Source organism: Fenollaria timonensis (genome assembly GCF_001457835.1).
Lineage (GTDB): Bacteria > Bacillota > Clostridia > Tissierellales > Peptoniphilaceae > Fenollaria > Fenollaria timonensis.
In genome coordinates this window covers 359,498-385,338 of record NZ_LN898229.1, presented here as the reverse complement: position 1 = coordinate 385,338, position 25,841 = coordinate 359,498, and the positions used below count along the sequence as shown (strand labels likewise).

The window sequence follows — 25,841 nt, the reverse complement described above, 5'->3', positions numbered from 1 at the left end:
GGGTGAGAGAGATGAAATACATTAAGAGAATTTTAAAAATCGCGGGCTTTGTCATTATACTGAGCCTTGCGCTTGCAAAATTAAATATCATCTTCATTAGAAAATCTGACGTGAAGCCTTGGGACATGATTAACAAGATTGCTGGCTACTTCAACGAGGATAAGCCTTACGACGTCATCTTCTTTGGCACGTCGCACGCGTATTGCTCCTTCGATACAGAGGATTTGGCGGATGCTGGGGTTACTTCGTATATCTTAGCGAGCCAAAAGCAGCCACTTGAGGCAACTTACTACTACATCAAAGAAGCGATTAAGAGGTCAAAGCCAAAGGCCATCTACGTTGATGTGCTCGACGCCTTGGCGATGAATGAGATCGACGACGGCAGCGTCCACACCTACACCGACTACTTCCCCATGGGTATAAATAAGGCGATGATGATTAAGGACAGCCTTCCTCCTGAGGAATGGGCGGAGAATGTGATGCCGCTAATCAAGTACCACACAAGATGGAGAGCGCTTGAGGAGAAGGATTACGAGGCCAAGTGGAAGGAATACCACGACGATTTGAATGGTTTTGTGAAGCTCGAGCGTCAGAGCAAAGAATTTGTAAAAAGTGCCGAGCTAAGCAAGGAAAACCTTGATAATATCGTAAACGCACGCGATAAGGACTTTAGAGAGAAAAAGTACGCCGCAATAAAGAGGATAAATGATCTTGCTAAGAACAATGGCGTTGAGGTGCATTTTATAAAGACACCGGTTTACACAAAGGACGTCTACGATGAGAACATCGCAGCACTTGAAGAATATTTGAATAGTATAGGCGCGGATTTTATCGACTTTACTAAGGCTATGGATGAGGAGCTAGGCTTTGATGATTATTATGACGCGTCACATCTTAATAGTGAAGGAGCTAAGAAGTTTACTAGTTACTTTATAAAGGATGTACTAAATAAATAAAATTTTGATTTAAGATAAGAAAAGAGGGATTAGATATGTGGTTCGCATTTGGTATTTTGGCAGTAATATTTGCCATATTAAATTTGGTTTTCGCATTTAAAGGGAAAGAGGCAAAATATTTTAGGTTTATGAGTATGGCTCTAACTATACTTACTTTGTGGGTGGCTCTTAAAGAGGAGCTTAATCTATTCTTTATCAAGGACTTCGCTGCACTTGAAGACACAGCCCCAACATTGATAAATGGCCTTTTCGTTTGCTCAGCTGGATCGATTATTATCAACAGCGTATCTTTATTTAAAGAGAAGAAATAATTTGGGTAAATATATATAGAGGTGAAAACCATGGACAAGGAAAAAGAAATAAAAGAGGCAAAGGCTGCAGCGGTCGAAGTTTTACTAAGACTTGATGAAGCTCTTAAGTCGCTTAAAGATGCATCGAGCATGAGTGTTTGGGATATGCTTGGCGGTGGCGCTTTTTTCAGCGTGATTAAGAGAAAACATATACAAGAGGCAAATCTTAGCATAAAAGAGGCGAGCATCTACTTAAAATGTCTTAACGAAGAACTTGACGACATTGGTATGAAGCTTCCAAAAGAGATTAGCGACACTATGAGTGATAATGTCATGGATATATACTTTGATAACATTTTCACGGACATAAGAGTGGCTGGAGAGATTAAGGAAAAGCTAGATGAATTAAAGAGCTTTAGAACAAGCATAGAAAATTTAATAATAAAGCTTGATAAGGAGCTTGATGAATTAAAAAAATGCTAGACACGACGTCTAGCATTTTTAAATCTTATTACTTATCAAGTTCTTCAAACAAGGCATCTATCGAGTCAAAGACAGGTCTTTCTCCACTATCTATGCTTGCCTTTATCTCTTCAACTGAGGCCTTAAGCTCATCTATCACGTTCTTTGGGTAGACTTCAAGTGGGATCAAAACTATCCTGCCATTTTCCTCGATAATTTCAAACTTATCTCCTTGACTTAAATTCATCAAGCTCACTATTTCCTTAGGTATAGTCACTTGTGACTTAGCTTTTAACTCAACTAACATAGCCTTACCTCCTTAGTTGGAATTTCTTACTTTCTGATTATATTATAACTTTTTCTAAAACTTATGTCAATACATATTTATTGACAATAATCCTTCATTAGTTATATAATATTCTTGGTGATATGATGTATATATGTAATTTATGTCCGCGCAAGTGCGGCATCGATAGAGACGAAAAACTTGGCCTTTGCAGAATGAAGAATGAACTTGCCGTTTCAAAGGCATCAGTTCATGTCTTTGAAGAGCCTGTAATCTCGGGCACACGTGGCTCGGGGACTATATTTTTCGCAGGATGCAATCTATCTTGCGTCTTCTGCCAAAATTATGAAATTTCTCAAAATAAGGACGCAGTATTCAAGTACATAAGCAAAGAAAGGCTCGTGGAAATATTTTTCGAGCTCAAAGCAAAGGGCGTTCACAACATCAATTTGGTCTCGCCTATGCACTTTTCTCACCTTATCAAGGACGCCATCGTCATGGCGAAGGACAAGGGCTTCGACCTGCCATTTGTCTACAACACAAACAGCTACGAGCTCAAAGAGGCAATCAAAAATCTTGATGGTCTCATCGACATCTACCTAGCTGACTTCAAGTACTTTTCCGACAGCTACGCCAATGAATTTTCACACGCGCCTCACTACAGAGAATACGCTATTGAGGCCATCGACGAGATGCACAGACAAGTTCCGGAGGTAATTGTAGAGGAAGGGATAATGAAGAAGGGCGTCATTATACGTCTACTTTTGCTACCAAATTTATATTTTGATGCGAAAAAGATAGTTCGCTTGCTTTATGGTAAATATGGCGATAGCGTGATATTTTCACTCATGAATCAATATCAACCTATGCACAAAGCGAAGGATTATAAGAAGATAAATAGGACTGTAAGCGACTTAGAATACGATAGCTTCATCGATTACGCAGCTGACCTTGGCATATCGAAGGCCTTCGTTCAAGACAAGCAAGATGGCAAGAACTACACGCCAAGCTTTGATTTGGAGGGGGTTTAATGCTTTTTTCTGATAAGGAGCTTAGGGAAATACTTCTTAGCGAGGATCAAGATTTTTTAGAAGAACTATACAAAGAAGCGCGTGAAACAGCCAAAGCCACTTTCTCGAACAAGATTTACATAAGGGCTTTGATAGAATTTTCAAACTATTGCAAAGAAGGCTGCTACTACTGCGGCATAAACAGAAATAAATATTCTGTTCACAGATTTCGCTTGGCTAAGGACGAGATATATTCTGCGGCGGAGACGGCTTATGAAGCAGGTTTTAGGACCTTCGTCTTACAAGGCGGCGAGGATACTCACTTCACCGACGAGGACTTCGCTGAAATTATTTCTCATTTAAAGAAAAATTATGATGCTGCCATAACCTTATCCTTAGGCGTGAGGAGCTACGAGGCTTATAAGCTCTTTAAAGATGCCGGGACAGATAGATTTTTACTTAGGCACGAAACAGCAGATGTAGATATATTTCAAAAGCTTCATCCTTGGGATCAAAGCCTAGAGAGGAGACTAAAAGCCATTTACGACTTAAAGGAGCTTGGCTACCAAGTCGGAACTGGTTTTATGGTTGCTGCACCATTCACAAATCATGAAAGTCATATAAAGGACATAAAATTAATTAGAGAGATAGATCCCGCCATGATAGGCATAGGGCCCTTCATCCCGTCTAAGGGAACGCGCTTTGAAGCTTATCCAGCGGGAACTGTAGAGCTGACGCGAAAGCTGCTCGCAATACTACGAATCGAACACCCGAAAGCCTTGATACCATCAACAACTGCGCTAAACACCATAAGCGAGATGGGTAGGATAAAAGGCATCTTATCGGGCGCAAACGTCATCATGCCAAACGTGTCGCCAAAATTTGCACGCGATAACTACAATCTTTATGACGGCAAGAAGGCATCAGGCCTTGAGGCGATTGAGGGCGTTCGCGAACTGAACGAATATTTGAAAGAATTTGGCTACGAGATTGAATTTACGAGAGGAGACTACAATGTATAAATACGATGTGAAATCAGAAAAAGCAGATGAATTTATAAATCACGAGGAGATACTTGCTTCGCTTGAATACGGCAGAGCAAATAAGCACAACAGAGAGCTGATTAAGGCCGCGATTGAGAAGGCGAAGGAAGTTAAGGGACTTTCGCACAGAGAGGCATTTTTACTTTTATCGTCTGAAGAAGAGGACTTAAACGAAGAAGTTTACAAGCTTGCAAACGATATCAAGCGTAAATTTTATGGCAATAGGATAGTTCTCTTCGCGCCGCTATATCTTTCAAACTACTGTGTCAATGGCTGTGTATACTGCCCATATCACCTAAAGAACAAAACTATTCATAGAAGAAAATTGACTCAAGAAGAGATTAAAAACGAAGTCATCGCTCTTCAAGACATGGGTCACAAGAGGCTTGCACTAGAAACTGGCGAAGACCCTGTAAATAACCCAATCGAGTACATACTTGAATCGATCAAGACCATCTACTCCGTTCATCACAAGTCTGGTGACATTAGAAGGGTCAATGTTAATATCGCTGCGACTACGATTGAAAATTACAAGAAATTAAAGGATGTCGGCATAGGAACATATATTTTGTTTCAAGAGACATATCATAGAAAAAATTACGAAGCGCTTCACCCAACTGGACCAAAGCATGACTATGCCTATCACACAGAGGCCATGGACAGGGCACAATTGGGCGGCATCGACGACGTTGGCTGCGGCGTTTTATTCGGGCTAAATAACTACGAATACGACTTCGTGGGTCTATTGATGCACGCAGAGCACCTTGAGGCGCGCTTCGGCGTTGGCCCGCACACCATTAGCGTGCCAAGAATCAGACCAGCTGACGACATAGACCCAGAGACTTTTGAAAACGCAATTAGTGACGATATATTTAAGAAGATAGTTGCCTGCATCAGAGTTTCTGTGCCATATACAGGTATGATTATCTCAACAAGAGAGTCCGTTGAGACAAGAGCTAAGGTCATAGACTTCGGCATCAGTCAAATCAGTGGCGGCTCGAAGACATCAGTTGGCGGCTACGCTACAGAGGAAGTCGCTGCAGCAGCCGATACAGAGCAGTTCTTTACATCTGACCAAAGAACGCTTGACGAGGTCGTTTCATGGCTGATGGATACGGGCCACATCCCGTCATTCTGCACAGCTTGCTACAGAGCAGGAAGAACTGGCGATAGATTTATGAGCCTTGTTAAAGCTGGACAAATAGGCAACATCTGTCAACCAAACGCACTTATGACACTTAAAGAATATCTTATGGATTATGCATCGCCTGAAACAAGGAAAAAAGGCGAAGCGCTTATTGAAAAAGAGATAGAAAATATTTCGCGTGACGACATCAAAGAGCTAGTCAGAGACAATCTTAAGAAAATTGAAAATGGCGAGAGAGACTTCAGACTATGATGGCGCGTTCCTTACAAAAGCACGTTGTCATCGCAGGCAGAGTAAACGCAGGCAAGTCAACGCTTTTTAACTCCATCATGGGCTCCGATGCAGCCATAGTCTCCAAAGAGCGCGGTACGACGACAGATGCAGTTCGTAAATCCATCGAAGTGCCAGGACTTGGGCCAGTTGTTTTCATTGACACAGCTGGCTTTGACGACGACACAGCCCTTTCGGATGAGAGGCTAAAAAAGACACGCGCCGAATTTAACAAGGCCGACGCCTTTATTTATACCCTTGATAATGGTGATGAAGCCATTTTATCAGAGCTCGCAAAATACAATAAGCCAGTCATCAAAGTTATTATGGCAATCGATAGAGACGTGAGCTATGACTATGGCGATGCAATCGTTTATAGATATCACTCATCGCGAGATGAAATATTTACCGAGCTTAAAAAAGTTTTAAATACAGAAGAAGAGTCCTTATTAGATGGCATCGTTGATGGCAAAGCGACCATAGTCATGGTTATGCCGCAAGATGCAGCAGCACCAAAAGGTAGGCTGATCAAAGCGCAAGTCGAAGCTTTGCGAGAAGCGCTTGACAAGGGCATGACAAGCATAGTCGTGGGCGACGAAAGGCTTGAAGAAGTGAGAGATAGATTCACTGACATTGACCTTGTGATCTGTGACTCACGAGTTTTTAAGAAGGTCTACGACGTTTTTGGAAAGACTACAAAAGTGACTTCATTTTCGGTACTTTTTTCGAAAATGAAGGGCGATATAGATTACTTTATCGAGTCCGCGAAGAAATTTGATGATTTTAAGGGCGACGAGAAGATTTTGATTGCCGAGGCTTGTACACATCCGCCACTTAATGAGGACATAGGCACAGTCAAAATACCAGCCATGCTTAAGAAACGCTTCGGCGATGGACTTGAATTTACATTTACTAGAGCCGACGATTTTGATGATATAGAGGGCTACGACATGATTATACATTGCGGGGCGTGTATGTTTAACAGGGCACATGTGATGAGCAGGGTACGTCAAGCGAAGGATAAGGGTATTGCGATGACTAATTATGGAGTTACTATAGCCTATTTGCAAAATATATTAGATAGGATTTCGCGCTAAAACGCGCCCTTGAACTCGTTCCCTTGGCGGCAATACTCGACTTATTTCGCATTAAGTTGAGCCCTTTTGCTAGTTTCGAATTGTTTTGTCGCTGTGGAGTGCCCATTTGCACACCTCACTCCAAAAAATTCTGTACAACGCATAGCGCAAAGGTTCTCGGCAATTTATGGGCGAGGTTCTTCAATCATCTCAACTTCTCTGCGAACTAAGCGTTTGAGTGACTTTGTATAGCATTATTAAAAATTCAATTCGTCCAATCATCACGATGCGTAGCAGTAAGGTTCACGTCCACGTTCACGTGGGCGGGGTTCTTCTTTATCTGCGAAATGAAGGTTGCGGTTAAAATTTTTAATTGACACGTGGTAAAAATTTTATTTTATAAATATTTTAGTGGATACAATTAATTTTGTATCCATTTTTTAGTGAGAAAATTGATTTTCGATGTACAATTGTAAAAATAAATATTCTATGTATCTATTTTTGTTTATATAAATATATTTCAATTGACTAAATTTAATCTCTGTAGTATAATCATCTTGGATAGAATATAACAAGGAAGTAGGTTAGAGTCCTACACAGTGCCGCTACGGTATTTGCGATTAGCATAAGTCCGATACTTGTACTTTAGTTTTGCTCCGGTTCAGAGCAAGGCTAGTTTTTTTGGCTCTATGTCAAATATTGGGGAGACTTATTGATTTAAGTCTCTCTTTTTATGTTAAAACTAACATTTGCACGTTTTTAATTTATATACTTAAAATAACACAAATTTATGTAATTTTTGCATGACTAATAAACCTATATAGGCTTATTAGGTTTTTATGATGTTTTATATATATATTTTAGTCTAAAAGCATTATTCTTTTTCTGAACCTCTCGAAGTTTCTCATACCAAAGCTGTTTCTTTTTAGTGTCTTTATCTTTGTATGTTTTCCTTCTAGTGCTCCATTTGAATGTTTGTAGTCAAATGAGTTTGTAATTTCATCAGACCAGTTTGTAAAGGCTGTTATACATGATTTAAACTCTTTAAGTTTTGATTTTTTACATATGTCTATCCATGCGTTTACCTTGTATTGTGCTTGTTCTTTGTTTTTCTGCACTAGAACTTCTTGATAGAAGGATTCTTTTAAGCCATATGCTAGTCTTAGCTCTTCGCTTATCTCTAGCATTAGAGCTGCTTCTCGCTTTTGATCATCATTAAGTTTTGGCATTGGTTTTGTAAGTATGCTTTTACTTCTTTTTAGGTATATTCTCATTTCTGCTGATGTATCTTTTTGTATTCTCTTTCTTACGTTTTCTAAGCTCCAAGAGACTTGTCTTACGAAGTGATATTTGTCTGCTATGTGTACTGCGTTTTTAAAGTATGCGTTTTTAACGTTTTTAAATGTTTTTGACATATCGCTAACAAATATCTTTACATTTTCTCTTTCTTCTTTTGGTATGTTTTTAAAGTATTCAAACAAAATATTTTCTTGCCTACTTTTAACTATGTCTATGATTTCATGTGTTATGCCATCTAGAAGTGAGCATTGATACTTGTATGAACCGCTGTCGCCTTTAAACTCGTCTATTAAAAGTACTTTTGGAAGACTTTTTCTCTCTACTGATAGGTAAGATAGGACTCTTGTAACTGTTGATGTGCTTACTGAGTATCTTCTTGATATTGACTTTATTGAGTAAAGTTCTCTAAACTCTCTAGCTATGGATGCTACTAGTCTTTTTGTCATGGTCATTTTCTTTGCTACTAGTTCTGTTTTGCTATCAATTCTTTTCCCGCAGCACTTACAGTTGTACCTAGTTTTTCTTAGGTTTATTATGCATTTTTTACCATGCATCTGTGTATCTTTTATCTTTTGAGTTCTGTGATCATGAACCCAGATATGTTTAGAACCACAGTATGGGCAGCTTTTTAACTTTTTTGTCTGTGCTTCTATAACTACTACATTTTCACCTTCTTTAAAATTGTTAACAACTACATCTTTACAAGCTAGCAAATTTATGGTATTATATTCTTGCACTTGTACACACCTCCTATGTTGTAGTGGTATTTTAAGTATAGGATAAAATGTGTGCAAGTGCAACTTTTTTTTGTAATTTTATCAAAAAAATATCTATTGAGGTTTTACTCCCCAATAGATATTATACAGCCTATAAATGCAGTTACTCACACAGTAGCTGCATTTTTCTTTCTTGAGCAATTATTTACGCAGTGGCAAGGCTATTCTCATAGAAAAAGCAAACAATTTACTTACTCACACTGAAAGCACTATAGCAAGAAGATTTAATAAACTAAGCAAATACAATTGCAATAAAAGTCAATATATTGTATAATAAAGTTGTAGAAATAATTTTTAAGGAGGACTTATTATGGAAGGGAGAAGAAGACCTAAAAAGTCATTATTAATGTACGACAAAGTGTTATTTTTCAGTGCACTTATACTACTAGCATTTACTTTGATTTACGCTCTAGACTACGTTATAAGCGGGGCTGTAATCGGTAATTCAGACAGTTTTGACACTGTAGGCAAAGTTGTATCTTTGTCAAAGAGACTTAATATTTACTTTATCTTCATAGTTATAGCATTCGTTACAACTACACTTGCTCTTATTTACACTATACTTTTAAGAAGCGGCAAGAGAAGAAATGTTAAGACTCTTGACAATGTTATGATAGGCTTTGGACTACTATTTACTTTCATAGACTTCTTCGCAATGATGAAGTTTAGAAAGATGCTAAAGATGATCGCTAAAGCAATGGACTCTTTAGGAGGTATGTTGGGACTTGGAATGTCAAGTGACTTTGATCCTAATTATACACCTGTATTTGGTCTTATTATAGGCATATTAGCACTAATTTCACTAATTATAGGCTGCGTACTTCTATACAAGAAGATTTACAAGAGAGTTAGACCAAGAGACTTATCAAGACAAATAAATGCAGTTGGCAGAGGCGTTTCAGGCGCAGCAAATGTTGTTAAAGAAACTGCTCAAAACGCAGCTGAAGACTTAAGAAACCCTGACAACGTTGCTGACTACGACACAAGAAGACCAGCACCAAGGGAATATGTTGACGACGACTACGGCGTATATGATGAACCACAAAGACCAGCACCTAGAAGACCTAGACCACAAAACAACGCTGATTACGATGATTACAACAAATATAATGATAATAATCAATATAATGATTACAATGAAAGACCAGCTAGACCACAAGCACCTAGAAGACCTAGACCAGACGCGCCTCAAAGACCAGCTAGACCAGCTAGACCGGACGCAGCACAAAGACCAGAAGCGCCAAGAAGACCTAGATCACAAAACGACGACTACAATCAAGGTAATGAATATGACGAATAAAGATAATAACAGAGAGTACAGAGAAAACAGAAGCCCGAGAAAAGCGCCTCAAGACGATTATAACGAATACAACGATTACAACGACTATAATGAGTATAACGACAATAATTACGACGATGATTATGATGATGGCTATGACAATGATTATGACGACAGCTATGACAATGATTATGACGACAGCTATGACAATGATTATGACGACAGCTATGACGATAATTATGATGACAGCTATGATAATAACGATAGCTACAATGATAATTATGGCAATGCTGACAACTATGATGACGGCTACGACGACTATGACGATGGCTACGACGACGGCTATGGCCCAGCTTACAGAGCAAAACCTGTTAACACAAAGCCTATAATCATAGGAGTTATCGCTGCAATCCTTTTAGTGCTAGCTATCATCTTCGTTCCGAAGATTATCTACGCATTAAAACCAGATGCAGTTATCAGCACTAAGGACATGGACATAATTATCGACATTAAGGGCTTCGATGGCCACGCAGTTGCGAGCGGCTCACTTACTGGCATGCCTGAGATCACTGATACAAAGCTAAAAGACAAAAACTACGAAATTCTCGACAGCATAACTTACGGTGACATCGAATTTGACAAAAACGAAGGCCTTAAGAACGGCGACAAGATTGTAGCTAAAGTTAAGCTTATTTCTGAAAAGTTCAAGCTAAAATTTGACAACGATACTATTGAAAAGGAAATGACAGTTGAAGGACTTGCAGAACTTGTTAATAGTTTTGCTGAGCTACCAGACGATTTCACTGACAGACTTGACAAGAGAGCTAACAAGAGCATCTACGACTCACTATATAAGCCAGATGGACTTAAGATAGAAAGACTTGCTCTAATGGAAAAGCCAATGGACGAAGCAGAGATCTACGAAGTAAGCAATTCATACGAGGCAAAGTCAAGATATAGACTACTTGGCGTTTACAAGGCAAGCTTCAACGAAAGCGACTGGTGGAGCGGTACTAAGCACAGAAAGACTCAGTACTACATCATGGATAGCTACAACTTCCAAAAGGCTAACGGCAAGGTAATATCTGAGTTCTACTTCGATGGTTACTACAGTAACTACGACGAACTTGTTAATAACCTTGGCTTCAAAGGCTATCAGCTTTTAGATGAAAAGAAAGCCAAAGAAGAGCCAAAAGAAGAAAAAACTGACGATAAAGATGACGACGATGATAAAGATGATAAAGAAGAAAAAGATGATGAAGATGATCAAGATGAAGCAAAAGAAGAAACAAACGACATTGGCAAAACATTCTACGTTAAAAACGAAGGCAATCTAAGAGAAGACTACTCATTAGACGCAGACGTTATCGTAAAGCTTTCAGACGGCGCAGAAGTAACAGTTAACGACGAAAAGCATACAGACGACGGAAGAACTTGGTATTTAGTTGATGCAGTGGATGTAGATGGAGCGCCTTATTCAGGATGGATTTCGAGTAGAGTTCTTAGATAATTTCGCGAATTTTGCGTTCGTGCGAAGCACAAAGGTTCTCGTACGAAAGTACGGGGTTCTTCAAATTGCGCCTAAGGCTCGCGCACTTCACTACCTCCCTCAACGTACGCATTTGTACGATGTCGGTCGGTCGTTCGTTATGCTGCGCCTTATCCATCAATTTTTCCAGCAAAATTGTGAATAAATTTATTTTGCGAATAAATCAAATCGCTCTGCGAAATACTTGATAGCTAAAATTTGTGAATAAACAGATTTTGCGATGAATTAAAACTTAAAATACAATAAACAATTTATTAAAGAGACCTTAATCGGTCTCTTTTTTGTGGAAAGAATAAAAATATTAAAAAAGTTAGTTGACGCTAACTAAAAATTGTGCTATTATTATCTTGAAAGGTTATTTCAATAATTATAATACTATATTGAAATGAGGTGTTTATATGATAAAAATTTCTAAATTACACAAATTTTACGGCACAAAAGATAACAGAGCAGAGGTACTTAAAGGGATTGACCTTGAACTTGAAGATGGCAAGATCATCTGCGTCTTAGGTCCATCTGGCTCTGGCAAGTCAACTTTATTAAATATTTTAGGCGGGATTGAAACTATTGACGAAGGCGATGTAAGTGTATTTGATAAGGATCTTAAATCTATGTCAAAGAAGGCACTTGAAAATTACAGGCGCGAATACCTTGGTTTTGTTTTTCAATTCTATAATCTAATTAGCGACCTCAATCTTCTTGAGAATGTTCAAGTGGGCGAGTATCTATCGAAGGAGCCGCTTGATATAGACGAGCTTCTAAAGGACTTAGGACTTGATGAGCACAAGTACAAGTACCCAAACGAAATTTCTGGCGGTCAAGCGCAAAGAGCGTCCATTGCAAGAGCTATGATAAAGAGCCCGAAATTACTTATCTGCGATGAACCAACTGGAGCACTTGATTATGAGAGCGCAAAAGATGTTTTGTGTTTAATCGAAAAACTTAATCAAAAATACGGCGCGACAGTCATCATCGCGAGCCACAACACACAAATTGCCAAGATGAGCGACGTAATTTTATCCTTGCATAACGGCAGCATCAAAAGCGTAGAGAGAAATACAGAGAAAATCTCTGCAAAGGAAGTGACTTGGTAGATGAGATGCCCTATTAATAAACGTATTTACAGGCAGTTTAAATACAAGCCTTTAAAAGTCATACCCATCTTGCTAGCACTTACTTTTATAGTTGTCTTCGCATCGTCATTCTTTATTTCACAAGAATCAGTTGAAAAGCTTTATAATAAGCAAATCATTAATGGAAAAGTTGAAGATGGCGAGTTTGAAGCAATTTATGCGCTTAGCGATGAGGCAAAAGATGAGATAAAAGATATTGGTGTAAAACTTTATGAAAATTATTATTTTGAATATGAAAATGATGATGAAAGAGCCTTAAGAATTTTTAAAAATAGAAAAGATATAAACGAAGCACAAATTTTTGAAGGTGCTTTGCTCAAAAAAGATGATGAGATAAACATCTCTGCTAATTATGCTAGAAATAATAAAATAAATATTGGTGATGAAATCACTATACAAAATAAAAAATTTAAAGTGTCTTCACTAGCATCCTTCCCTGATTACTCCTCAGCACTTAGAAATAGAAATGACTTGACTATGGACACAGGTCACTTCGGCATAGCGACTATATCTGAAGAAGCCTTTGACGGTATGAAGGACGCTAAAGTGAAATATCTTTACTCTTATCACACAGATGAGGCTTTAAATAAAAAAGATGCGAGAGAAAAATTAAAAGATATAGTCAAGATAGTTAACAAGGATAATCTTGTGGTTGATGCTGTCACACGCTTTGACAACAAGTGCATCACCTACATTGCAGATGACATGAGCGGCGACGTACCTACAATGAGCATAGTTACAGCACTTCTCTTCATTGCAATCGCTTTCATTTCGAGCGCAGAAGTTAAATCCATCATCGAAGAAGAAGCGCCAATTATCGGAACTTTGCTTGCTTCAGGCTATAAAAAGAGAGAGCTTCTTTTAAATTACATGGCAATGCCACTATTCATAGTAATAATTGCGTCAATAGCGGGAAATGCGATAAGTTATCTTCGTGTGTATAAAATATATGCAAACGTTTATTATCAATCCTATGATTTACCAGTCTTTGAGCCATATATCACACTTCGCTCCTTCTTGATAACATCGATTATGCCACTAGTTTTGTATCTTGTGATCAACTACATCATCATAGCAAAGAGTCTTAAGATGAGACCAGTCGATTTCTTGCGAAAAAACTTTAAAAAGGCAAAAACAAGAAGTAGATTTAAGCTAAAAAATATGAATTTTATAAATAAATTTAAATTAAGAGTTATATTTGCAAATAAATTTAGCTACGTTTCCTTGCTTTTTGGCGTTTTTATAGCAAATTTATTACTCATCTTTGGTGTTTCGGCCAAACCCATATTTACAAAATATGCTGATGATATGCAAAATCAGATGAAATACGCCCACACCTACATTGTCAAGAGCGATATGGATGATTTAGATGCGAGCAAGATAAGCTTAGTAAGCGTTGAACTACTTGATAGAGATGAGGAAAAAGTCCAAACTTATGGCATAGACGCTGATACAAAATATGATGAGATTGATGTAAAAAGCCTTAAAGCTGATGAAGTAGTTATCAGCCTTGGTCTTTCAAAGAGATTTAACTACGAAATAGGCGATAAAATCAAGATTAGAGAGCCATACAATACAGAAGAAAAATATCTTGTGGTCAAGGACATAGATAAGACCAATAATTATTTCCAAATTTTTACAAAAAGAGAGATTTTAAATAAAATTATTGGTAAAGAATGTGATTATTACAACGCTTATCTTAGCGATAAAGAGCTAAAAATTACTAAAGAAAATCTACTTACACATATAGACAGAAAAGAAATGTCAAGATTCATGAGACACTTTTTAGATTCATTCTCAGCAGTTTTCATCATGATTCAGCTCGTTGCCGTAGCATTCTTCTTTATATTGATACTCATGGTAACAGAGCTCATCATAGACAAAGCCAAACTCAATATGACCTATCTAAAAGTTTTTGGATATAAAGATAAAGAAGTCGCGAAATTTTATGTAAACACAAGCTTTGCCATGCTAATAATATTTCAAATAATACTAATTCCAATCCTAGATAAACTCGTTAAATATTTTTATTTTATAGCAATGCAAAAGTTTGACGCATATTTAGAAGTAACAGTACCAGTGAGAGTTTTTGTAACAAGCTATTTGATGACAGTTGTAGTCTTTATACTTTGTCAATGGATTGAGAGAAGGAAGATTAAAAGGATTGATATGGTGAAGGAGCTGAAAGTCATTTCAGGATAAAAAACTATTGACAAGTATGCGCATATACGTGTATAATATATATTAAGGAGGATCACATGAAAGATAGGGAGCTTTTAAATAAATTTTTAAAGAATGGATGGGAGCTAAGAAGAGTAACTGGAAGTCATCACCATTTATTTAAAGATGGGAAGAGAGAAACTCTATCTGTTCACAACAAAGAGATTAATCCAAAACTTGCTAAGAAAATTATTGATATGTATGATTTAAAATAGGAGGTAAATATGATTTTTTATTATCCATTGCTTATACACGACGATGATGGCTACTGGGGAGAATTTCCAGATGTAGAAGGCTGTCATGCACAAGGCGATACTATAGATGAAATTATTGAAGATGCTATTTTAGCTTTAGAGCTGCATTTATCTGAGATACTTAAAGATGGTGAAAAACTTAATCCACCAAGCGATATAAAATCAATTAAAACTGATAAAAATTCTTTTGTGAGTATAATTAGAGCAGATGTCAACCTAAACAAAGGCAATAAATCTGTTAGAAAAACGCTTACTATACCATCTTGGTTAAATGACAGAGCCGTAGAGATGAATATTAATTTTTCTAAGACTCTGCAGGAGGCGCTTACTAAGAAAGTAATTTAATTTTTTAAGAGACCTTAGCGGGTCTCTTTTTTACGCTCTCTCCATTGATATAGTTTATACATAAGGCCATTATTATAAATAAATTTTATAAATCTTTGTGATAAGAAATATTTTTTACAAAAACTATTGACAAAGTGGAGTTAGCAGTGTATAATATATTCGTTAGCTTGGGCTAACATACATATTGTCGAAAAGGGGTGAGGACGATGCCTTTAATCATGGCTAGTGAAAACAAAGACTACATCATTAACAAAATCAGAGGAAGTGAAGAGGTTTTGACGAGGCTAAAGAACTTAGGCTTTGTTCCTGACGCGCCTTTGACTATCTTGCAAAAGACTGACAGTGGAATTATTGTAAAACTTTTTGAGTCAAGGCTTGCTATTGACATGAAGCTTGGCTCGAAGATTGATGTTAGAGAGGCGTAGTATGAAAACTATAGTTGACTTAAAAATTGGTGAGAAGGGCGTAGTCAAAAAGCTTCACGGCACATCGGCTGTTAAGAGACACATCATGGATATGGGCATCACTAAGGGTACTGAACTTACCCTTGTTAAAGTTGCGCCATTAGGTGATCCTATGGAGCTTGAAGTGCGTGGATACGAGCTATCTATTAGAGCTAGTGAAGCAAAAGACATAGAGATAGAGTAATTATTTTTCACATAGAAGCTTAGCCTAGATAAATTAACTTAGGCTAATTAATTTATTAACGGAGGTATTATTTTGAGAATTGCATTAGTTGGTAATCCTAACTGTGGCAAAACTACAATGTTTAACGACCTAACTGGCGCTTATCAATACGTTGGTAACTGGCCTGGGGTAACCGTAGAAAAGAAAACCGGCAAATTATTAAAACATAAAGACATAGAAGTAGTCGACCTTCCAGGTATTTATTCATTATCCCCATATACTTTGGAAGAGGTCATTACTAGAGATTATATCAAGGATGAGGCGCCAGACGTTATCATAAACATAGTTGACGCAACTAACCTTGAAAGAAATCTGTACTTAACAAGCCAAGTTTTGGAGATGAACGTTCCAACTGTCATCGCCCTTAATATGATGGATATGATTGACAAGGGCGGCACAAAAATTGATGTAAAAGCGCTTGAAGATAAGATTGGTGTTGATGTAGTGCCGACTGCGGCTGTTAGAGGCAAGGGTCTTAATGATCTTATCTCTAAGGCAATAGAGGTCGGCCACTTAAAAAAGCTTCCTAAGAAAGAGCTTTTTGCAGATGATGTCGAAGAAGCTCTTAAGGAAATAGCTGAGGCTACAGGTCTTGACTATGATAGTGAGAGATACACTATAATCAAGATATTTGAACGCGATGAGAAGATACTTAATAAGATAAATCTTTCGAGCAAAGTACACATCAATGTCGAAGAGATAATCAAAGCTTGTGAAGAAAAAGAAGATGATGACAGTGAGTCCATCATCACAAGTGAAAGATATATAAATATTCAAAAGGATATGAAGGGCATTGTCAAAAAGCCGATCGAAAAGAAACTATCTTTATCAGACAAGATTGACAAAGTCGTTACCAATAGATTTTTAGCGATACCTATATTCTTAGCTATCATGTGGTTTATATATTATGTGTCAATATCAACGCTTGGCGACTATTGCATAGGCTTTATCGAAAGTGTTTTTGAAAAGATTGGCGAGTTCCTAACTACAAAGCTTCCTGAAATAGGCGCTTCTGAAGTCGTTACCTCGCTTGTAAATGATGGTATCGTTCAGCCTATAGGCTCGATATTTACATTTGTTCCGCAACTAATGCTACTTTTCTTCTTCCTTTCACTTTTAGAAGATTCGGGCTATATGGCGAGAGTTGCCTTCATCATGGACAAGCTATTTAGAAAGTTTGGTCTATCTGGCAAGAGCTTTATCCCTATGCTTATAGGTACGGGCTGCTCTATCCCAGGCGTTATGGCGACTAGAACTATCGAGTCCGATGCGGACAGACGTATGACTATATTACTAACACCATTTATACCATGCGGAGCGAAACTACCTATATTTGCCATGTTTATCACTTTGATATTCAATGGTGCCCCTTGGATCGCTCCGATGATATACCTTATTTCTATAGTCGTTGTAATCATAGCGGGTATTATCTTGAAGCGTACCAATAGATTTAAAGGCGACCCTGCTCCTTTCGTTATGGAGCTGCCACCATACAGAATACCAACATTTAAGAACGTTGTTATACACATGTGGGAAAAGGGCAAGAGCTTTATCATCAAGGCGGGAACTGTTATCTTACTTGCGTGCCTTACACTTTGGTTCCTACAAAGCTTTAACTTTAGACTTGATTTCTTGGGTGATGCGATTGAAGAGTCGATGCTTGCTAAAATCGGCGGCGCTTTAAGATACATCTTCGTTCCACTTGGTTTTGGCGACTCATGGGCGCCAGCTGTTGCGTCAATCACTGGACTTGTTGCGAAAGAAGTGGTTGTTGCTACGTTTGCGACAGTTGGATCAAAGGTTCCTATCTACTTTAGCTACGTTAGTGCATTTGCATTCATTATATTTACAATGTTTGCGGCCCCTTGTTTTGCAGCTATCGGAGCTATGAGAAGAGAGCTTGGTAACGCTAAGGACACACTATTTACAGTAGTTTTCCAAACTGGACTTGCCTATGTCTTAGCCCTAATCGTTAACCAAGTAGGAAATTTAATTTTCAAGGGCACAAAATTTACAGAAAAGATCTTACTTGATTACGCAAGTGCTGAAGAAGCCTCAGAAGCAGTTGATGTACAAGGCAATCTGATCCTGTATGTACTAGCAGGCCTAGTCGTTGTAGCTATCGTAGGCGCTTTATACGCAAGATTTAAGCAAAGACAAAAATACAAGAAGGTGGCATAATGAGCCCAACAGATATAATTATAGTAGCCGCAGTTTTGATTATAGTTTTCTTCTGTATTAAGAAGGTCAGAAGCTCAGTCAAAGAAGGCGGCTGCGTAGGCTGCCCTCATTGCGGCGATTGCGCAAAGAATAATGAAGAACTACAAAAAGGCTATGAAGAGTGGCTTAAGAAGAAAAACGAAAAAGCTTAATTAAATTTATATGAAGAGCCTGTTTGTGCCAGCTTTCGTCATAGTAATATTATATATTTGACCGTATAAAGCTAAATTATAGGAAAGAAGTAAAATTATGAAAAAGGATACTGGTTTTAAAATCATAGTAAGCACCCTACTCATATACTCAATACTCTTAATGCTTGGTTCATATGAATATATTGGACAAGAAAACTTTAACGAGGGAATATTTATTGGGGTTATAAGAAGATTACCAATTATAGTAAACGTTTTATGCTTAACGTCATTTGCTATAGGTGCATATTTAGTTAAAAATGGAGATTAAACAATAACAATTTAAATACACTTGATGAAGAGCCGGTTTGCGCCGGCTTTCTTCATAGCAATAACTTTGTTATTCGGCCGTATATTAAACTAAATAATTTGAAAGAGGGAAATACAATGAAACAAGAAGTATTAGACGCATTGAATGAACAAATTAACTATGAGTTATACTCTGGTTATATCTATCTAAACCTTTCCATCGCTATGGAGAGAGAAAACTACAAAGGCTACGCTAAGTGGCTTGCTAATCATTACAAAGAAGAATTAGCTCACGCTGATCAATTCATCGAATTTATCCAAAAGCGTGACGCTAAGCCTGAACTTAAAACTATTGAAATGAAAGCTCTTGAAGTTAAGGAACCTCTAGAAGTAGCAAAGATCATCTTAGATCATGAAAAGAAAGTAACTGAAAGAATTTACAAGATTCATGACATAGCTAAGAAGAACGATGACTACGCAACTGAGATCTTTATGCATCAATTTATCAATGAACAAATCGAAGAAGAAGAGCTTGCTCTTGATATTGTTGATAACTTCACACTTGCTGATGGCAACATCGCAGCAAAGATTACTATAGACAGAGAATTAGGATCTAAATAGTTTTATTTATACGGCTGGATATAGAGGGAAAGATTTTGTCTTTCCCTTTTAATATACTTGCAAAAATATTTTTAAAGAGTTATAATTATTACGAGAGATGAAATAATTTATATATAAAGGAGGACAATATGCAAAAATCAATTACAAAAGATGTCCTTGCTAAGTTCAAAAAGTCATATGACGAGAACTTTAACAAGGCAGCACAAAATATGATTGCATCTGCAGGCATCATGGACGCTTCCATAAATTATGCAAAGCTTACAAAAAACCCAGATGTATTCAAGAAAACTATAAATATAGGCAAGATGACAAACCAAAGACAATCCGGTAGATGCTGGATGTTTGCTGGCCTTAACGTTATCAGAGTAAATATGATGAAGAAGTTTAAGCTAGGTGACATTGAGTTTTCACACAAGTACCTATACTTCTTTGACAAGCTTGAAAGGGCTAATCAATACCTTGAAGATGTTATCGCGCTTAAAGACAAAGACCTTGATGATAGGCTTAATAGAGGCGTTATCTTCTACGCAGCTGACGACGGAGCTTGGTGGACAACATTCTCAAGACTAATCAGCAAATATGGCATAGTCCCTGAATACTTTTATCCAGACACAGCTGACGTGAAAAAGACTGATAATTTAATCTTCGTTCTTGACAAGAGACTAAAGATTGCTGCTAAAGACATTAGAAATGCAAAAATAGATGCAGAAATCGAAGAGATCAAGGACAAGGCACTTAAAGACGTTTACAAGATCACAGCCATTGCCCTAGGTGTGCCTCCAAAGAGATTCGATTTGATTATGAAGAACAAAGACGACGAACTTATTGAGAGAAGAAACATCACAGCCATTGACTTTTACAGAGAATTTATGGCAGACGATATAAGTGAATACGTTGAACTAGGCAACTATCCAGGCAAGGACAAGGAAGAAAATAAAGTTTACGAAAGAGACTTTATTCAACAAAGAATTGGCGGTTCACTAAGATATTTAAACGTTTCAATGCAAAGAATGAAGGACATCATCGTGGCTATGCTTGATGACGACGAAGCTCTATGGTTCGGCTGCGACGTTGGTAAAGACTCCTTCGTATCGCGTGACGGCGACGGAACTGGCCATCTTGTATACAATTTACTTGATAGAGACAGTTTATTTGACATAGATACAAAGCAAACTAAGGTTGAACGCATGGAAACTTGCGAGTCAAACACTACTCACGCCATGGTCCTAGTTGGCTACGACAGGACTGATGAAGGACTTAAGTTCAAGGTCGAAAACTCTTGGGGCGAAAAGGCCGGCATCAGAGGCTACCTAGTTATGGACGAGGCTTGGTTTGATAACTACGCTTTCGAAATCATTCCGAAGAAGAAATACCTAAATGCAGAAGAGCTTGCAGCCCTTGATGAAGAGCCTATCAAGCTTATGCCATGGGAATCGTAGGAGGTAGAAGATGAGACAATTAAGCACAGATAAATTAAATGAATTAGAAAAAGAATTTTTCTCAGACAAGAAGAATATCGTTGCCATGAACGCTGCAGTTCAAAGCGGTATTAGAAAAGTTGCGACAGATGTAAACAAAATCAAGGCAAATCCATATAAGTTTAATATCGATATTGACAATGGTTGCGTATGTAACCAAAAGGCATCAGGCAGATGCTGGATGTTTGCTTCACTAAACTTTATGAGAAATGTCATAATTAAAAAATATAACTTAGAAAATTTTGAACTATCGCAAAGCTATCCATTCTTCTTTGATAAATTAGAAAGAAGTAACTACTATTTCGAAACAGTTATCGAAAAGGCAGATGAGCCGATAGAAGATAGAGTAATGCAATACCTTATGGGCGACCCACTATGTGATGGCGGCCAATGGGATATGTTTGTAAACATCGTTAATAAATATGGTCTTGTGCCAAAATACGTTTATCCAGAAACAGTCGCTTCATCAAACACAAGAGAGCTAAATAAGTACCTTTCAAAGATACTTAGAAAAAATACAGTTACTCTAAGAGAAGCAGTTAAGGAAGGAAAGAGCAAAGCAGAAGTAAATGCACTTAAAGAAGCGGCTCTACAAGATGTATTTAACGTCTTAACTGCAACACTTGGCGAGCTTCCAGAAAGCTTCGACTTCATTGCACACGACAAAGACCATAAGCTTATAGAAGAAAAGAATTTAACACCACAAAGCTTTTTCAAGAAATATGTCGGCTTAAACCTAGATGACTTCGTTTCAATCATAAACGCGCCAACAAAGGATAAGCCATTCAACAAGACATTCACAATCAAGTACCTTGGCAATATCGTTGAAGGCAGAGAAGTTAAGCACTTAAATCTAAAAATCGAAGACCTAAAGAGAGCCATCGTTAAGCAATTGCAAGACGGCATGCCAGTTTGGTTCGGCTGCGACGTAGGTAAAGACATGTTCAATGGCGGCAAAGATGATAAGAGAGCTACACTTGCTAAAGATGTTATAGATTACGAAACACTATTTGGCATCGACCTAGAAATCTCTAAGGAAGATGGTCTTGATTACGGCTACTCACTAATGACACACGCCATGACATTTACAGGCGTTGAAATGGACGGCACTAAGCCAGTTAGATTCAAAGTCGAAAACTCATGGGGCGACGAATTTGGCTACAAAGGCCACTTCGTTATGAGCGATGAATGGTTCGATAGCTTCGTTTATCAAGCCGTAGTTGATAAGAAGTACTTGACTAAGAAGGAACAAGAAGATTATAAGAAGGCACCGGTTGTATTAAAACCGTGGGATCCGATGGGATCACTAGCATAAAATTTTGCTAGAACGCGCCCTTACGCTCATTCGCTTGTTCGGCAATGCTCGAGTACCCGTACGTACGCTCCGCTTGCCTCAAAGCTCCATTTCGCGTAATCATCACATTTTATCTAAAAATTTAGTACAGCGACTATTCGTTGATATGACACAAAAATTGATTAAAATACCATTAGAGAGCAAATTGACTTTTGCTCTCTTTTGCTGTGTCTGTCCGCTTTGTACAATCAATACGTTTGACAGCGGGCCTATAACTGTTTGCTTATTGTTACAATTTAATGCTTAAGTTTATAGGTTGATTATTTCTCTTTTGCACAAACCTAAGATATAGGCGTTAAAAGATACCTGTATTATATACGGTACAGGTATCTTTGTTTCTGATTAATTTACAGTTGAAAAACTATAGAGAGTATATTTCTCTAACCTTATCGACTAAGAACTTTACCTTTCCTTCAGAAATAATTCCTTTAAAACTCTCATTATTAGCTATTGCTTCTAAATAAAAGCAAACAATCATATCGTCACTTCTATTTGGATTCGTAGATAATAATAAATTTTCATCAAGCCATTCATCTATTTGATTAAAATACTCATCGCCTCTTATCTTAAACGTTTTTTCCTTACTCTCTATTAGTAGGTTGAGTAATTTTTCTACATATTGACTAGCAAGTTTGAGATTATTATCTTCAATATAGTGCGTTGCCAAGGATAAATAAAAATTTAAAACTATAGAAACATTTATTTCAGTAAGATTAAAAGTTTCTATTAAAACCTCCACTCTTTCCAAGGTTTCGACCCAATCCTCATCATGCAAACTGCTCTTCATCATAAGAAGAGTGATTAAATCAATTACGTTCTTATAAATCATTATTTGTAGTTTTTGATCTGCTTCATTTTCCTTCTTCGTTTTTAAATAAGCTGAAGCCACTAAACAATCTTTTGATATAGATAGCATGTCCTAAGATGGCAAAATATTTAATGCTTCTTCTGGTTTTCCTAAACTAATTAAACAGGCTGCCCTCAAGCTCAATGATTGTTCTTTTAATATAGGATTTTTAGAATGATCGCACACTCTTCTTAGTATATTATTTGTGTATTCTAGATATTCCTCTTTTTTTACATAATCAGTTGCTAAATCACAATGGTTCAAAATAAACAAAGCCATATAGTATAGGAGATCAAAGCAAGAATAGTATTGTTTAATTTTAATTTTAATATCTTCTACGATACTATCCATACCTGCATCAGGAACACGATTCTCTAAGTCTATATAAAATTTTTGTATTTGAGCTGAAGATAAATCTGGATCATATCCTATTAATTCATCCACACTTATATTAAAAAAAGTGGCAAGTTTTGGTAGAAGTAAAATATCTGGATAGCTTTGACCTGTCTCCCATTTTGATACGGAAGCCTTTGTTACCATCATAAATTCTGCTAATTCTTCCTGAGTTATGCCTCTTTCTTTTCGCTTCTGAAGAATATTTTCTCCAATTTTTAGCATGATATTTTACCTCCTAACTGATTTGCTTTTTGTTTATTACAGCAATCGAAATTACGATACACAGTATAAGCAAAATACTGCCCGTAATAATCGGTACATAGTAGTCATCATATCCTATTCCTTTTATAAGGTTCACAGGCTTACCTATTAATGCGATAGGCATGTATTTAACAATTTCATCTCGAATAGATAATATAAGTTGAATCACAATCCCAGCAGTCGTTAATATTAATGTACCTATAACATTTCCTGAAATCACTCCAGCTAATATCTCTAACGATATTAAAAATAATCCAAATATAAAAGGAAGCAAGGCTGCCATAAGTATATTTTTAATAGGAAATGAAATTCCGAAAAAGTACTTTGTGTAGAAATAAGTTAGTATAAATGAGCAAAAGTAAGCAATAAACCACAAAATAAAATTATAAAAAATCTTCGATAGCACGACTTGATACCTTGGCAGTCCCTTAGATAATAAATTAATCAAGGTTCCCTTTTGGGATTCATTCGCCATTTGAGTACTTAATATAATGGCTAATCCAAACATACCTATTTGACTAATGTTTTTAAAGAATTGTGTCCAAGAGTCAATTTCTGTTGGTGGTGCTACGTTAATATCTATATTTCCTGTCGCTATGGATTGAAGTATCATGGGAGTTAATTTCGCTGTTAAGGGACTTATTAACCCGATAAACAAGAACAGGATAAATGTAGAAATCATTTTTTTAGTCCTTGCACCTTCAATAGCTTCTTTCTTTAATAGAGATAAAAATATTCTCATGCTTTCGTCACCTCCATAAAAATATTTTCTAATGTAGGTTCCTCTATTTTTATTTCTAGAGGAAATATGTTTAACTTATATAGCTCATATAAAATATCAATATCTTTTAGGTGATTCTCTTCGTCTGTTAAGTATAAAGTATCTCCTTTTTCATTTGTTACCAGATTTGAAAATTAATCTATTGACTTAAATGCCTTTAGTTCTTTGTCAGACTTAAATCTGATTTTAATTGTGTTTTTCCTCTTTATATTTTTTAGTTCATCTATCGAACCTTCTAGTACATTTTTTCCTTTATCAAGAACCACAACATGATCACAGATTGCTTCAACATCCGATAAAATATGTGTGGAAAAAATAACAGTTGTAGAGTCTTTTATCTTTAATATGATGTCTAATATCTCTTTTCTTCCTAGTGGATCTAGGGCAGATGTGGGTTCATCACATATTAATAATTTGGGACTATTTAACAAGGCTTGGGCAATACCCAAGCGCTGTTTCATACCTCTAGAATAGCCACTAATTCTTTTATTGACATCTCTTAATCCCACCAATTCTAAAAGTTCCACACTCTTGTTTTTAATTTCATTTTTGCTAAGACCAGTTATAGCCCCACATAGATTCAGATATTCCTTTGCTGTCATATAACCGTAAAATTCAGGAACATCTGGAAGATACCCTATAAATCGATTGGTTTTTGACTGACCAAAGCTTACTTCTTCTCCAAAGACTTCAATGGAACCTTCATCCTTTTTCAAAAATCCTAAAATCATTTTCATTGTCGTAGTTTTTCCGGCACCATTTTTGCCTAAAAACCCAAAGATTGTATTTTCAGGAATCGACATGGATAATCCATTAATAATCGTATTTTTACCAAAAGATTTATGAAGATTGTCAATTTTTAGCGCTTCCATTATTCGTCCTCCCTACCTATTGTTAAGTATAAGATAGGTCCAATAATTTGGATAATAATAACTATTAAAATCCACATGGTTCTGCTTCCAAATTTATATCTATCGTGTTTTAAAACATGTCTTAAGGAATAAATCATAAGTGCAATTTCTAAAATAATAATAGGTATAAGTATCGGCATGTATTCTCTAATAATATCTGTCATTTTTTAAACCTCCTTTATTTGTATATATCATATCATTTTACTTAATAAACTGTCAAGAAACTATTAGTAAACTTATTCTATTTTTATCAACTGAAAAGAAACTCTACTTTGTTTTATTATATATAAAAATAGCCTGCACAAAAATAAATTGTATTCAAACATTTGTGTTATGTTGGATAAGAGGAAGATTACGAGCGACTGACGGAGGTATACATACTATTACTTCACTAGGAAAAAGCGAGCAATTCGTAAGATTAACTAAATCTGTGATAACGTCGTTCCATATATT

27 protein-coding genes, 1 pseudogene and 1 riboswitch are annotated in these 25,841 nt (G+C 36.8%); of the genes and pseudogenes, 21 read left to right on the top strand and 7 right to left on the bottom strand.

Translation table 11 applies throughout. The features are described from left to right. Positions 1 to 11: 11 nt before the first annotated feature. The 3 genes from BN3004_RS01840 to BN3004_RS01830 all read left to right on the top strand — a co-directional run bounded on the left by BN3004_RS01840 (position 12) and on the right by BN3004_RS01830 (position 1,729). The gene (locus BN3004_RS01840; protein WP_058259576.1) at positions 12 to 956 is read left to right on the top strand and encodes a hypothetical protein; all 945 of its coding nucleotides are present in this window, start codon (positions 12 to 14) and stop codon (positions 954 to 956) included. 128 nt (positions 957 to 1,084) lie between these two features. Continuing rightward, positions 1,085 to 1,267: a hypothetical protein gene (locus BN3004_RS01835; protein ID WP_148344893.1), complete on the top strand. Its 183-nt coding sequence runs from the start codon at positions 1,085 to 1,087 to the stop codon at positions 1,265 to 1,267. A 30-nt stretch (positions 1,268 to 1,297) separates the two neighbouring features. Beyond that, entirely contained in the window at positions 1,298 to 1,729 is a 432-nt protein-coding gene (locus BN3004_RS01830) for a hypothetical protein (protein WP_058259574.1), read from the top strand. A gap of 28 nt (positions 1,730 to 1,757) precedes the next feature. Here BN3004_RS01830 and BN3004_RS01825 read toward each other — a convergent pair whose 3' ends face one another. After that, a complete protein-coding gene (locus BN3004_RS01825; protein WP_058259573.1) occupies positions 1,758 to 2,015 on the bottom strand; it encodes an AbrB/MazE/SpoVT family DNA-binding domain-containing protein in 258 nt (85 codons plus the stop codon). Positions 2,016 to 2,140: 125 nt separating this feature from the next. On the opposite strand from BN3004_RS01825, the gene BN3004_RS01820 reads away from it, so the two are divergent. Genes BN3004_RS01820 through hydF form a run of 4 tightly spaced genes read left to right on the top strand, consistent with a single transcriptional unit; the run spans position 2,141 to position 6,561 of the window. Next, positions 2,141 to 3,025 (top strand): radical SAM protein, encoded by an 885-nt coding sequence (locus BN3004_RS01820; RefSeq protein ID WP_432416301.1) that lies wholly within the window; start codon positions 2,141 to 2,143, stop codon positions 3,023 to 3,025. Further along, positions 3,025 to 4,026 carry a [FeFe] hydrogenase H-cluster radical SAM maturase HydE gene (gene hydE / locus BN3004_RS01815; protein WP_058259571.1) on the top strand — a complete coding sequence of 334 codons (1,002 nt, stop codon included), beginning with the start codon at positions 3,025 to 3,027 and terminating at the stop codon, positions 4,024 to 4,026. Before BN3004_RS01820 ends, hydE begins: the two co-directional genes overlap by 1 nt. After that, positions 4,019 to 5,446: a [FeFe] hydrogenase H-cluster radical SAM maturase HydG gene (gene hydG / locus BN3004_RS01810; RefSeq protein WP_058259570.1), complete on the top strand. Its 1,428-nt coding sequence runs from the start codon at positions 4,019 to 4,021 to the stop codon at positions 5,444 to 5,446. The genes hydE and hydG overlap by 8 nt, the downstream gene beginning before the upstream one ends. Beyond that, a complete protein-coding gene (hydF, locus tag BN3004_RS01805; protein ID WP_058259569.1) occupies positions 5,443 to 6,561 on the top strand; it encodes a [FeFe] hydrogenase H-cluster maturation GTPase HydF in 1,119 nt (372 codons plus the stop codon). The genes hydG and hydF overlap by 4 nt, the downstream gene beginning before the upstream one ends. A gap of 539 nt (positions 6,562 to 7,100) precedes the next feature. Next, positions 7,101 to 7,220: riboswitch (adenosylcobalamin (AdoCbl) riboswitch) on the top strand. A gap of 180 nt (positions 7,221 to 7,400) precedes the next feature. Here hydF and BN3004_RS01800 read toward each other — a convergent pair. Further along, positions 7,401 to 8,576 carry an ISL3 family transposase gene (locus BN3004_RS01800; protein WP_058259271.1) on the bottom strand — a complete coding sequence of 392 codons (1,176 nt, stop codon included), beginning with the start codon at positions 8,574 to 8,576 and terminating at the stop codon, positions 7,401 to 7,403. A gap of 349 nt (positions 8,577 to 8,925) precedes the next feature. Here BN3004_RS01800 and BN3004_RS01795 point away from each other — a divergent pair, with 349 nt between their 5' ends. The 14 genes from BN3004_RS01795 (at position 8,926) to BN3004_RS01730 (ending at position 22,153) form a co-directional block, all read left to right on the top strand. Then, positions 8,926 to 9,915: an SUR7/PalI family protein gene (locus BN3004_RS01795; protein WP_058259568.1), complete on the top strand. Its 990-nt coding sequence runs from the start codon at positions 8,926 to 8,928 to the stop codon at positions 9,913 to 9,915. After that, on the top strand, positions 9,905 to 11,404 hold the full coding sequence (locus tag BN3004_RS01790) for an SH3 domain-containing protein (RefSeq protein ID WP_058259567.1): 1,500 nt from the start codon (positions 9,905 to 9,907) through the stop codon (positions 11,402 to 11,404). The genes BN3004_RS01795 and BN3004_RS01790 overlap by 11 nt, the downstream gene beginning before the upstream one ends. A 437-nt stretch (positions 11,405 to 11,841) precedes the next feature. Then, positions 11,842 to 12,537: an ABC transporter ATP-binding protein gene (locus BN3004_RS01785; protein ID WP_058259566.1), complete on the top strand. Its 696-nt coding sequence runs from the start codon at positions 11,842 to 11,844 to the stop codon at positions 12,535 to 12,537. Beyond that, positions 12,538 to 14,778 (top strand): FtsX-like permease family protein, encoded by a 2,241-nt coding sequence (locus BN3004_RS01780; protein ID WP_058259565.1) that lies wholly within the window; start codon positions 12,538 to 12,540, stop codon positions 14,776 to 14,778. It abuts the gene before it with no gap. A gap of 56 nt (positions 14,779 to 14,834) precedes the next feature. After that, the gene (locus tag BN3004_RS01775) at positions 14,835 to 15,011 is read left to right on the top strand and encodes a type II toxin-antitoxin system HicA family toxin (protein ID WP_058259564.1); all 177 of its coding nucleotides are present in this window, start codon (positions 14,835 to 14,837) and stop codon (positions 15,009 to 15,011) included. A 9-nt stretch (positions 15,012 to 15,020) separates the two neighbouring features. Next, entirely contained in the window at positions 15,021 to 15,395 is a 375-nt protein-coding gene (locus tag BN3004_RS01770) for a type II toxin-antitoxin system HicB family antitoxin (RefSeq protein WP_058259563.1), read from the top strand. Between the two features lie 206 nt (positions 15,396 to 15,601). Next, positions 15,602 to 15,820 carry a FeoA family protein gene (locus BN3004_RS01765; RefSeq protein WP_058259562.1) on the top strand — a complete coding sequence of 73 codons (219 nt, stop codon included), beginning with the start codon at positions 15,602 to 15,604 and terminating at the stop codon, positions 15,818 to 15,820. A gap of 1 nt (position 15,821) precedes the next feature. After that, positions 15,822 to 16,043: a FeoA family protein gene (locus BN3004_RS01760; RefSeq protein ID WP_058259561.1), complete on the top strand. Its 222-nt coding sequence runs from the start codon at positions 15,822 to 15,824 to the stop codon at positions 16,041 to 16,043. A gap of 72 nt (positions 16,044 to 16,115) precedes the next feature. Beyond that, on the top strand, positions 16,116 to 18,263 hold the full coding sequence (gene feoB, locus BN3004_RS01755; RefSeq protein ID WP_196792455.1) for a ferrous iron transport protein B: 2,148 nt from the start codon (positions 16,116 to 16,118) through the stop codon (positions 18,261 to 18,263). Further along, positions 18,263 to 18,454, top strand: a complete 192-nt coding sequence (locus tag BN3004_RS01750) for a FeoB-associated Cys-rich membrane protein (RefSeq protein ID WP_058259560.1) — start codon at positions 18,263 to 18,265, stop codon at positions 18,452 to 18,454. The genes feoB and BN3004_RS01750 overlap by 1 nt, the downstream gene beginning before the upstream one ends. Before the next feature lie 97 nt (positions 18,455 to 18,551). After that, on the top strand, positions 18,552 to 18,761 hold the full coding sequence (locus BN3004_RS01745) for a hypothetical protein (protein ID WP_058259559.1): 210 nt from the start codon (positions 18,552 to 18,554) through the stop codon (positions 18,759 to 18,761). 116 nt (positions 18,762 to 18,877) lie between these two features. Further along, a complete protein-coding gene (locus BN3004_RS01740; RefSeq protein WP_058259558.1) occupies positions 18,878 to 19,360 on the top strand; it encodes a ferritin in 483 nt (160 codons plus the stop codon). A 128-nt stretch (positions 19,361 to 19,488) separates the two neighbouring features. Further along, positions 19,489 to 20,799 carry a C1 family peptidase gene (locus BN3004_RS01735; RefSeq protein ID WP_058259557.1) on the top strand — a complete coding sequence of 437 codons (1,311 nt, stop codon included), beginning with the start codon at positions 19,489 to 19,491 and terminating at the stop codon, positions 20,797 to 20,799. Positions 20,800 to 20,809: 10 nt separating this feature from the next. Beyond that, the gene (locus BN3004_RS01730) at positions 20,810 to 22,153 is read left to right on the top strand and encodes a C1 family peptidase (protein WP_058259556.1); all 1,344 of its coding nucleotides are present in this window, start codon (positions 20,810 to 20,812) and stop codon (positions 22,151 to 22,153) included. Positions 22,154 to 22,553: 400 nt separating this feature from the next. Here BN3004_RS01730 and BN3004_RS08495 read toward each other — a convergent pair whose 3' ends face one another. From BN3004_RS08495 to BN3004_RS01710, 5 genes and pseudogenes are all read right to left on the bottom strand, one after another. Then, positions 22,554 to 23,108 (bottom strand): hypothetical protein, encoded by a 555-nt coding sequence (locus BN3004_RS08495; RefSeq protein ID WP_242854179.1) that lies wholly within the window; start codon positions 23,106 to 23,108, stop codon positions 22,554 to 22,556. Between the two features lie 3 nt (positions 23,109 to 23,111). Further along, positions 23,112 to 23,657, bottom strand: coding sequence for a helix-turn-helix domain-containing protein (locus tag BN3004_RS08490; protein ID WP_242854178.1), 546 nt, complete (start codon positions 23,655 to 23,657; stop codon positions 23,112 to 23,114). A 13-nt stretch (positions 23,658 to 23,670) separates the two neighbouring features. Further along, a complete protein-coding gene (locus BN3004_RS01720) occupies positions 23,671 to 24,438 on the bottom strand; it encodes an ABC transporter permease (protein WP_058259555.1) in 768 nt (255 codons plus the stop codon). Further along, a pseudogene (locus tag BN3004_RS01715) lies at positions 24,435 to 25,349 on the bottom strand (ABC transporter ATP-binding protein). Before BN3004_RS01715 ends, BN3004_RS01720 begins: the two are co-directional and overlap by 4 nt. Beyond that, a complete protein-coding gene (locus BN3004_RS01710) occupies positions 25,349 to 25,552 on the bottom strand; it encodes a PLDc N-terminal domain-containing protein (protein ID WP_058259554.1) in 204 nt (67 codons plus the stop codon). Before BN3004_RS01710 ends, BN3004_RS01715 begins: the two are co-directional and overlap by 1 nt. Positions 25,553 to 25,841 lie beyond the last annotated feature (289 nt).

Excerpts from the sequence above, each read along its gene's own strand:
- BN3004_RS01710 (WP_058259554.1), bottom strand. The coding sequence starts at position 25,552 with ATGACAGATATTATTAGAGAATACATGCCGATACTTATACCTATTATT.
- BN3004_RS01730 (WP_058259556.1), top strand. The coding sequence starts at position 20,810 with ATGAGACAATTAAGCACAGATAAATTAAATGAATTAGAAAAAGAATTT.
- hydG (WP_058259570.1), top strand. The coding sequence starts at position 4,019 with ATGTATAAATACGATGTGAAATCAGAAAAAGCAGATGAATTTATAAAT.
- BN3004_RS01740 (WP_058259558.1), top strand. The coding sequence starts at position 18,878 with ATGAAACAAGAAGTATTAGACGCATTGAATGAACAAATTAACTATGAG.
- BN3004_RS01820 (WP_432416301.1), top strand. The coding sequence starts at position 2,141 with ATGTATATATGTAATTTATGTCCGCGCAAGTGCGGCATCGATAGAGAC.
- BN3004_RS01835 (WP_148344893.1), top strand. The coding sequence starts at position 1,085 with ATGAGTATGGCTCTAACTATACTTACTTTGTGGGTGGCTCTTAAAGAG.
- BN3004_RS01795 (WP_058259568.1), top strand. The coding sequence starts at position 8,926 with ATGGAAGGGAGAAGAAGACCTAAAAAGTCATTATTAATGTACGACAAA.
- BN3004_RS01760 (WP_058259561.1), top strand. The coding sequence starts at position 15,822 with ATGAAAACTATAGTTGACTTAAAAATTGGTGAGAAGGGCGTAGTCAAA.
- BN3004_RS01745 (WP_058259559.1), top strand. The coding sequence starts at position 18,552 with ATGAAAAAGGATACTGGTTTTAAAATCATAGTAAGCACCCTACTCATA.
- BN3004_RS01790 (WP_058259567.1), top strand. The coding sequence starts at position 9,905 with ATGACGAATAAAGATAATAACAGAGAGTACAGAGAAAACAGAAGCCCG.
- hydE (WP_058259571.1), top strand. The coding sequence starts at position 3,025 with ATGCTTTTTTCTGATAAGGAGCTTAGGGAAATACTTCTTAGCGAGGAT.
- BN3004_RS01720 (WP_058259555.1), bottom strand. The coding sequence starts at position 24,438 with ATGAGAATATTTTTATCTCTATTAAAGAAAGAAGCTATTGAAGGTGCA.
- BN3004_RS01785 (WP_058259566.1), top strand. The coding sequence starts at position 11,842 with ATGATAAAAATTTCTAAATTACACAAATTTTACGGCACAAAAGATAAC.
- BN3004_RS01830 (WP_058259574.1), top strand. The coding sequence starts at position 1,298 with ATGGACAAGGAAAAAGAAATAAAAGAGGCAAAGGCTGCAGCGGTCGAA.
- BN3004_RS01840 (WP_058259576.1), top strand. The coding sequence starts at position 12 with ATGAAATACATTAAGAGAATTTTAAAAATCGCGGGCTTTGTCATTATA.
- BN3004_RS01765 (WP_058259562.1), top strand. The coding sequence starts at position 15,602 with ATGCCTTTAATCATGGCTAGTGAAAACAAAGACTACATCATTAACAAA.
- hydF (WP_058259569.1), top strand. The coding sequence starts at position 5,443 with ATGATGGCGCGTTCCTTACAAAAGCACGTTGTCATCGCAGGCAGAGTA.
- BN3004_RS01775 (WP_058259564.1), top strand. The coding sequence starts at position 14,835 with ATGAAAGATAGGGAGCTTTTAAATAAATTTTTAAAGAATGGATGGGAG.
- BN3004_RS01780 (WP_058259565.1), top strand. The coding sequence starts at position 12,538 with ATGAGATGCCCTATTAATAAACGTATTTACAGGCAGTTTAAATACAAG.
- BN3004_RS08495 (WP_242854179.1), bottom strand. The coding sequence starts at position 23,108 with ATGCTATCTATATCAAAAGATTGTTTAGTGGCTTCAGCTTATTTAAAA.
- BN3004_RS01735 (WP_058259557.1), top strand. The coding sequence starts at position 19,489 with ATGCAAAAATCAATTACAAAAGATGTCCTTGCTAAGTTCAAAAAGTCA.
- BN3004_RS01825 (WP_058259573.1), bottom strand. The coding sequence starts at position 2,015 with ATGTTAGTTGAGTTAAAAGCTAAGTCACAAGTGACTATACCTAAGGAA.
- BN3004_RS01750 (WP_058259560.1), top strand. The coding sequence starts at position 18,263 with ATGAGCCCAACAGATATAATTATAGTAGCCGCAGTTTTGATTATAGTT.
- BN3004_RS01770 (WP_058259563.1), top strand. The coding sequence starts at position 15,021 with ATGATTTTTTATTATCCATTGCTTATACACGACGATGATGGCTACTGG.
- BN3004_RS08490 (WP_242854178.1), bottom strand. The coding sequence starts at position 23,657 with ATGCTAAAAATTGGAGAAAATATTCTTCAGAAGCGAAAAGAAAGAGGC.